The organism is Bradyrhizobium sp. (assembly GCF_019244115.1).
In the GTDB taxonomy this organism is placed as follows: Bacteria; Pseudomonadota; Alphaproteobacteria; order Rhizobiales; family Xanthobacteraceae; genus Bradyrhizobium.
Genome location: NZ_JAFATE010000136.1, coordinates 1 through 7,752, shown reverse-complemented (window position 1 = coordinate 7,752; position 7,752 = coordinate 1). Strand labels below are relative to the sequence as shown.

Sequence of the window (7,752 nt, the reverse complement as noted above, 5' to 3'; positions counted from 1 at the left end):
CGTGGTCTCGCTGGTCGAGAAGGCCGCCGCCAATATCGATGCCGAAAAGGCCGCGCGCGTCGCCGAGAAGATGCGCAAGGGTCAGTTCGACCTCAACGACATGCGCGAGCAGCTCACGCAGATGGCGAACATGGGCGGCATCTCCGGATTGATGGGCATGATGCCCGGCATCTCGAAGATGAAGAACCAGATCGCCGCCGCCGGGATCGACGACAGGATTTTGAAGCGCCAGGTCGCGATCATCGATTCGATGACGCGGCAGGAGCGCAAGAACCCGGATATTTTGAAAGCGAGCCGCAAGAAGCGCATCGCCGCGGGTTCGGGCCAGAACGTCGAGCAGGTCAACAAGCTTTTGAAAATGCACCGGAACATGGCCGACATGATGAAGGCCATGAGTTCGGGCAAGCGCGGCCCGCTCGCCGGCATCGCCCAGGCGATGGGCTTTGGCGGGGGCATGAAGCCGCCCTCGCCGGAAGAAATGAAGGCGATGGCCGAGAAGATGAAGAGCGGACAGGGCGGCCTGCCCAATCTGCCGCCGGATCTCCCGGCCAATCTGCGCGGGGGCCTGCCGAATCTGCCGGGCATCACGGGTCTCAGCGGCAAGCCGACCCTGCCGGGACTCGGCGGCCTTCCCGGTCTCGGGAAGAAGAAATGATTTTGTCCGTCATTGCGAGGCGCGCAAGCGCCGAAGCAATCCAGACTTTCTCCGCGGAGACAATCTGGATTGCTTCGCTTCGCTCGCAATGACGAACCACCGTTGAAACGTAAACTTCGAATCAGGAGAACTACATGTCAGTCGTCATTCGCCTTGCGCGCGCGGGCACTAAGAAGCGCCCGGTCTATCACGTCGTCGTCGCCGATTCGCGCTTTCCGCGCGACGGCCGCTTCATTGAGCGCCTTGGTCATTTCAATCCGCTGATGCCGAAGGACAACGAGGCGCGGCTGAAGCTCGACCTCGACAAGGTCAAGGCCTGGCTGGCCAAGGGCGCGCAGCCGTCGGATCGCGTGCTGCGCTTCCTCGATGCGGCCGGCCTCGCCAAGCGCGCGGCCCGCAGCAATCCGGAAAAGGCGGTGCCGCGCAAGGAGCGCAAGGCGCGGGCCGAAGCCGCCGCCAAGTCGGCGTAAGCCTTTTCGATGCGCGTGGCCGCATGCTTCGGCACGCACGGCTGTCGCCGTGCTCCTCGGCATGAGCGGTTAGCCCCTCATCCTGAGCAGCGGCGCGTCAGCGCCTTCGCAGGCTGCGTAGATTTGGATCGGCGCCGCGTCTCGACGGATGAGGCGCGCCGATGACCGCACAAATAATCTGCGTGGCAAAGATCGGCGCCGCGCATGGCGTGCATGGCGCGGTCAGGCTGTGGACCTTCACCGACGATCCGTTTGCCATCAAACGCTACGGGCCGTTGTCGACCAGGGACGGCGCACGCCGGTTCGAGATCGCGTCAGCCCGCGAGGCCAAAGGGCATCTCGTCGCAACGCTGAAGGGCGTGACCACCCGCGACGAGGCGGAGCGCCTCAATGGCGTCGAACTCTATGTCGCGCGTGAAAAGCTCCCAGCGACCGACGAGGGCGAATATTACCACGCCGACCTGATCGGGCTTGCGGCGATGACCGAAGCTGGCGAGCCGGTCGGCCGCGTCGTCGCGATCCACAATTTCGGCGCCGGCGACATCATCGAGATCGCGCCGTCCCAGGGGGCGACGATGCTGCTGCCTTTCACCAACGCGGTCGTGCCGATCGTCGACATTGCCGGCGGGCGCGTGGTGGTCAAGCTCCCTGGCGAGATCGAGGGCGACGAGCCGGACGCGCCGTGATTTAATCGCGGCCGTAACGGAGCGATGGCGATGGCGACCCACAAGGCCTGGCGGCTGCATGCGCATGATGATCTGCGATTCGACGAGGTCGAGACGCACCCACCTGCGCCCGATGGCGTCCTCGTACACATCGAAGCCGCGATGGTGCTCTCCTACATGGGTCAGGTGCTCACAGGCGCGGTGCCCTACAGCCTGCCGCCGATGCCGTTCGTGCCCGGCACCAATGCGATCGGGCGCGTGATCGCGACCGGGGAGACCGTCACGCACGTTCGGCCGGGCGAGCGGGTGTTTTTGAGTCCGCACCTGCGCGGCGACGTGCCGGACGACGAGCCGCCGCAGATTCTGATCGGACTGACCGCCACGGTGACAACAGAGGCCGCGCTGGCGCTGCAGGCACGCTGGCGCGACGGCGTCTTTGCCGAAATCGCACACTGGCCGGCGGCTTGCGTCACGCCACTATCCGGGCTCGACGACCGGCCTGCAACCGAACTGATCGGGCTCGCAAAACTGATCGTGCCGTTCGGCGGCCTGCAGCGCTCCAGCCTGCGCGGCGGTGACACCATCATCATCAACGGCGCGACCGGCTATTTCGGCTCCGGTGCCGTCATGCTGGCGGTCGCGATGGGCGCCGGCCGTGTCGTCGCGGTCGGTCGCAAGCAGGCCGCGTTAGAACGCCTGCGCGATGCTTTTGGTCCACGCGTCATTCCGGTCGTCGTCAACGGCGATGGGACAAAAGACGTCGCCTGCATTCGCCATGCCGCCTGTGGCGGCGCTGACGTGGCGCTCGATCTGCTCGGCAGCGCCAAGAGCACCGCGACCACGCTGGCAAGCCTGCGCGCGCTCAAGCGCGGCGGTCGGCTGGTGTTGATGGGCAGCGCCGAGGTGCCGCTGGAGCTGTCGTTCCGCGAGATGCTGGCCAATGACTGGGAGGTGGTCGGCCAGTTCATGTATGGGCGCACCGCGCCCGGCCAGCTCGCCGCGCTCGCCGCCGAGCGCCTGCTCGATCTCTCAAAGATCATCGTGACGAGTTTTGAGCTCGCCGACTTCCGCCGGGCGGTCGATGCGGCGGCGATGATGCAGGGCCTCGATCTGACCGCGGTCGTGCCGTGAGCAGGCCGGTGCCTGTGTCCGTGGGGTTGACCCTGAAAGCCATTCGTGGAAAATCAGAATGTAGGGGGCGGTCTATAAACTGTAAGTTGTGTCGCACGCAGAAATTGTGCGAGCGCAACAGTCAATGCCCCTCGTCGGATGAAGCATCTGGAGGGACTCGTGTTGCGCTACTTTTCCTGGCTCGGCGTCGGCCTGATTGCTACGACCGCTCTCGTCCATGCTCAACAGGCGCCAAACGGAGCCGCACCGGCGGCGCAAGCGACCGCGCCCGAAGCAAAGGCCGCGTCCGAACCGCCGGAACCGATGGAAGCTCCGCAGCCGGGCGACCATTGGACCTATGAATCCCGCGATGAGATCACTGGCGACGTCAAATCGACTTTCGTTCAAACCGTCACGGACGTCACGCCAACCGAAATCAATGTCCGCGTGACGGTGCTGGGCAATCCCAACAACGGCTATGTCACATTTGATAGTGGATGGAACCTGACGAATGACGGGACGTGGCGCTTCGCGCCGAATGATGGCAGCGGCGTCCGCGTCCCGCTCAGCATAGGCAAAAGCTGGCCGATCAAGGCCACCGGCATCCGCACGGCGCCGAACGCAACCTGGAAGCGCTCAGGCACCGCGAAGGTTGTTGGGCAGGAAAGCGTCACCACCAGGGCCGGCACATTCGACGCTTTCAAGATCGAGATCTCGTACCAGCTGCAGAACAGCAACGATCCGACCAAGAAGGCCCAAATCATTCAGCGGACCTGGTACGCGCCAGCGGTCGATCACTGGGTGAAACGCACCGCGGAATCCCGCCAGGATGGGCGCCTTACCGACAAGAATTCCGTGGAGCTCGTCGAATACGGTCGCCGCTAAATCCCGCGCGCCGCAGATCGGCGCCAGCTTGCAAAGGTCATCTCATGATTCGATACGCTCTGATCGGGGTCAGCCTGATTGCGACCAGCGCCCTCGCACAACAGGCGGACACCAACGCACCCGCAGAACAAGTCCAGGCCGACCCCGCAAAAGTCGTTGCAATGGACGAGCCAATGCCCGGCGATCACTGGACTTACGAGGCGCGCGACGAGATCACGGGTAAGACGACAGGGAAACGGACGCTGCTCGTTACGGACGTCACTCCGACCGAGATTTCCGTGCGTTTCTCCTCTCAAGGATCCGACCGGACGGGCTTCAGCATCTATGACCGGTCGTGGAACCTGAAGAGCAGGGACCCCTGGAAGTATTCTCCAAATGACGGCTTAGGCATCAAATCGCCCCTGCAGGTCGGCGCCACCTGGACCTTCAGGTCCGACGACGTCAATAACACGGCAGGCGCTGCCGGCATCTGGAAACGGACCGGCTCGTCGAAGGTGGTTGGCCAGGAAAAACTCACAACCAAGGCGGGTTCGTTCGACGCGTTCAAGATCGAGACGACCTTTTCGACGCGACGGCCCAACGACCCCAATAACCTCAATGAGGTGATTGTGCAGACCTGGTACGCGCCTGCGATCGATCACATGGTCAAGCAGACGACCGTCTCCCGGACCAACAAGCTTTTGAGAGACAACAATAGCCTTGAACTCGTTGAATACGGCCGCAAGGGCCAGTCCTGAAAAGACCAGCGCCGCCGTCGATTCTCTGGGAGACGTCGCGGCCGGTTTGACGAGCCGGTCCGGACCCGCCATTGGGAAGGCGTGACCGCCAACCTGACGATATGGCACGCCACCGTGCTGACCCTGTTCCCCGACATGTTCCCGGGCCCGCTCGGCATGAGTCTCGCGGGCCGGGCGCTCGCATCCGGCCTCTGGACGCTGGAGGCACGGGATATCCGCGCTTCGGCCACCGATCGCCATCGCAGCGTCGATGACACCCCGGCCGGCGGCGGACCTGGCATGGTGCTGCGCGCCGACGTGCTGGCCGGGGCGATCGACGCGGCCGAGATCGAGGCTGGCCGACCGCGTCTCTTGATGAGCCCGCGCGGTCGGCCACTGACCCAGGCCCGCATTCTGGAACTCGCCGATGGCCCGGGCCCGCTGATCGTCTGTGGCCGCTTCGAGGGGGTGGACCAGCGCGTCATCGACGCGCGCGCGCTGGAAGAGGTGTCGATCGGCGATTACGTGCTGTCGGGCGGCGAGATCGCGGCCATGGCGCTGATCGATGCCTGTGTCCGGCTACTCCCGGGGGTAATGGGCAAGCAGGAATCTGGATCGGACGAGAGCTTTTCCGACGGATTACTGGAATACCCGCAATATACCCGCCCCCAGCTGTTCGAAGGGCGGGCAATCCCCGACGTTCTCATCTCGGGCGACCACGCAAGGGTCGCCGCCTGGCGCAGAGCCGAGGCCGAGGCGCTCACGAAGGCGCGGCGCCCGGACCTCTGGCAGAACAGGCAAAAGCCGCCAAAAAACACGACAGACCCGTGACAAGCGGCCAGCTTTGGCTTATAGGAGCGCCCAATCCACAACCGAGCCTTCTCCGGCAACGTGGCATCTGGTTTGCCGCACGGGACTGCTCGAATTGTTAACCTCGCGCATCCAAAAACCCCTGTCCATCTGTGCGGACGTGCGCGGCCCGCAGGACTGACGAGACTTTGCGCAAGCCCCCGCGACCGGCCGGGCGCGCCGCCGATGGAGATTGATCCGTGAACCTGATCCAGCAGCTCGAGAAAGAGCAGTACGACAAACTCGCCGCCAACAAGGAGATCCCGAACTTCGGGCCCGGCGACACTGTGATCGTCAACGTCAAGGTGGTCGAAGGCGACCGCACCCGCGTGCAAGCCTATGAGGGCGTCTGCATCGGCCGCTCCGGCAGCGGCATCAACGAGAATTTCACCGTGCGCAAGATCTCCTATGGCGAGGGCGTGGAGCGCGTGTTCCCCGTGCTGTCGCCGATGATCGACTCGATCAAGGTGGTGCGCCGCGGCAAGGTACGCCGCGCCAAGCTCTATTACCTGCGCAACCTGCGCGGCAAGTCGGCCCGCATCGTCGAGAAGCAGGACCGCGCCGCTGCCGTCGGCGAGTAATTTTCTCCGGGACCGTTGTGACGAAAAAGCGCGGGGCTTTGCTCCGCGCTTTTTTGTTTGGCTTCGTCATTGCGAGCGAAGCGAAGCAATCCAGAATCTCTCCGCGGTAAAGGTCTGGATTGCTTCGGCGCAAGGGCGCCTCGCAATGACGGCCAAACGCATATCGCGCTTCCAAAATCGCGTGCTATATAGGCGTCATGGTTCTGGACCAGACCCGCATGGCCTGCCGGCGCGTCGTGATCGACGATCGCTGCCGCCTGCCCGGCCGCTTCTTCGGGCGTTTTGCGACTTCGGCAACATCCGAGCTTAGCCGCGCGCGCTGATCCGCGCGCCTTTTGTCGCTTGCCCCCGCGCGCTGGCCGCGCTTGTTCGCTCACAAAATCCATCTGGAGCTCATGCTCATGTCCAAACCAACCACGCTGTACGACAAGATCTGGAACGACCACCTGGTTCACGAGGCCGAGGACGGCACCTGCCTGATCTATATCGACCGCCACCTCGTCCACGAGGTGACTTCGCCGCAGGCGTTCGAGGGCCTGCGCGCCACCGGCCGCAAGGTGCGCGCACCGGAAAAGACGCTCGCCGTCGTCGACCACAACATCCCGACAACAGACCGTTCAAAACCCAATCCGGATCCCGAAAGCATCGAGCAGATGCGGGTGATGGCGGAGAACGCAAGAGAGTTCGGCATCGAATATTACAACGAGTTCGACCGGCGCCAGGGGATCGTGCACGTCATCGGTCCCGAGCAGGGCTTTACGCTGCCCGGCACCACGATCGTCTGCGGCGACAGCCACACCTCGACCCATGGCGCGTTCGGCGCGCTGGCGCACGGCATCGGTACCTCGGAGGTCGAGCACGTGCTCGCCACGCAGACGCTGATTCAGAAAAAAGCCAAAAACATGCGCGCTGTTGTCGACGGCAAGCTGCCGGAAGGCGTGACCGGCAAGGACATCATCCTGGCGATCATCGGCGAGATCGGCACCGCCGGCGGCACAGGCTATGTGCTGGAATATGCCGGCGAGGCGATCCGCGCGCTGTCGATGGAAGGCCGCATGACGGTCTGCAACATGTCGATCGAAGGCGGCGCGCGCGCCGGGCTTGTTGCGCCCGATCAAAAGGCGTTCGACTTCCTGCGCGGCCGGCCGAAAGCGCCGCAGGGCGCGGCCTGGGACGCGGCGATGCGCTATTGGGAAACGCTGCGTTCGGATGACGGCGCGCATTTCGATCACGAGATCAGGCTCGATGCGGCAAAGCTGCCGCCGATCGTCACCTGGGGTACGAGCCCCGAGGACGTGATCTCGATCACCGGCAAGGTGCCGAACCCGGCCGAGATCGCCGACGAGGCGAAGCGGCTCTCGAAGGAGCGCGCTCTGGCTTACATGGGCCTGACCGCCGGCACGAAGATCACCGACATCAAGCTCGATCGCGTGTTCATCGGCTCCTGCACCAACGGCCGCATCGAGGATCTGCGGGCAGCTGCGAAGGTCGTCGCGGGCAAGACCGTCAACGCCAGCGTCAATGCGATGATCGTGCCGGGCTCCGGCCTCGTGAAGGAGCAGGCGGAAGCCGAAGGTCTCGACAAGATCTTCCTGAAGGCCGGCTTCGAATGGCGCGAGCCCGGCTGCTCGATGTGTCTTGCGATGAACCCCGACAAGCTGAAGCCGGAAGAGCGCTGCGCCTCGACCTCGAACCGCAACTTCGAGGGCCGCCAGGGCTTCAAGGGCCGCACGCACCTCGTGTCGCCGGCGATGGCAGCAGCGGCGGCGATCGCCGGTCACTTCGTCGACATCCGCGAGTGGCGCTAAGCGGCGACCAGCA

The 7,752-nt window shown here is 64.3% G+C and carries 8 protein-coding genes and 1 pseudogene; all 9 read left to right on the top strand.

Annotated features, from left to right (window positions below; all coding sequences use genetic code 11):
* A pseudogene (locus tag JOZ76_RS06275) lies at positions 1–655 on the top strand (signal recognition particle protein); the annotation flags it as partial.
* Positions 656–789: 134 nt separating this feature from the next.
* Complete coding sequence (rpsP, locus tag JOZ76_RS06270) at positions 790–1,125, top strand: 30S ribosomal protein S16 (protein WP_291697762.1); 336 nt, start codon at positions 790–792, stop codon at positions 1,123–1,125.
* A 161-nt stretch (positions 1,126–1,286) separates the two neighbouring features.
* Complete coding sequence (rimM, locus tag JOZ76_RS06265) at positions 1,287–1,811, top strand: ribosome maturation factor RimM (protein ID WP_291697761.1); 525 nt, start codon at positions 1,287–1,289, stop codon at positions 1,809–1,811.
* 30 nt (positions 1,812–1,841) lie between these two features.
* Positions 1,842–2,921 carry a zinc-binding dehydrogenase gene (locus tag JOZ76_RS06260; RefSeq protein ID WP_291697760.1) on the top strand — a complete coding sequence of 360 codons (1,080 nt, stop codon included), beginning with the start codon at positions 1,842–1,844 and terminating at the stop codon, positions 2,919–2,921.
* A gap of 159 nt (positions 2,922–3,080) precedes the next feature.
* The gene (locus tag JOZ76_RS06255; RefSeq protein WP_291697759.1) at positions 3,081–3,785 is read left to right on the top strand and encodes a TapB family protein; all 705 of its coding nucleotides are present in this window, start codon (positions 3,081–3,083) and stop codon (positions 3,783–3,785) included.
* A 44-nt stretch (positions 3,786–3,829) separates the two neighbouring features.
* Complete coding sequence (locus JOZ76_RS06250; RefSeq protein WP_291697758.1) at positions 3,830–4,522, top strand: TapB family protein; 693 nt, start codon at positions 3,830–3,832, stop codon at positions 4,520–4,522.
* 81 nt (positions 4,523–4,603) lie between these two features.
* Entirely contained in the window at positions 4,604–5,332 is a 729-nt protein-coding gene (gene trmD, locus JOZ76_RS06245) for a tRNA (guanosine(37)-N1)-methyltransferase TrmD (RefSeq protein ID WP_291697757.1), read from the top strand.
* A 218-nt stretch (positions 5,333–5,550) separates the two neighbouring features.
* The gene (rplS, locus tag JOZ76_RS06240; RefSeq protein WP_291697756.1) at positions 5,551–5,931 is read left to right on the top strand and encodes a 50S ribosomal protein L19; all 381 of its coding nucleotides are present in this window, start codon (positions 5,551–5,553) and stop codon (positions 5,929–5,931) included.
* Between the two features lie 401 nt (positions 5,932–6,332).
* Positions 6,333–7,739 carry a 3-isopropylmalate dehydratase large subunit gene (leuC, locus tag JOZ76_RS06235; RefSeq protein WP_291697755.1) on the top strand — a complete coding sequence of 469 codons (1,407 nt, stop codon included), beginning with the start codon at positions 6,333–6,335 and terminating at the stop codon, positions 7,737–7,739.
* Positions 7,740–7,752: the final 13 nt, after the last annotated feature.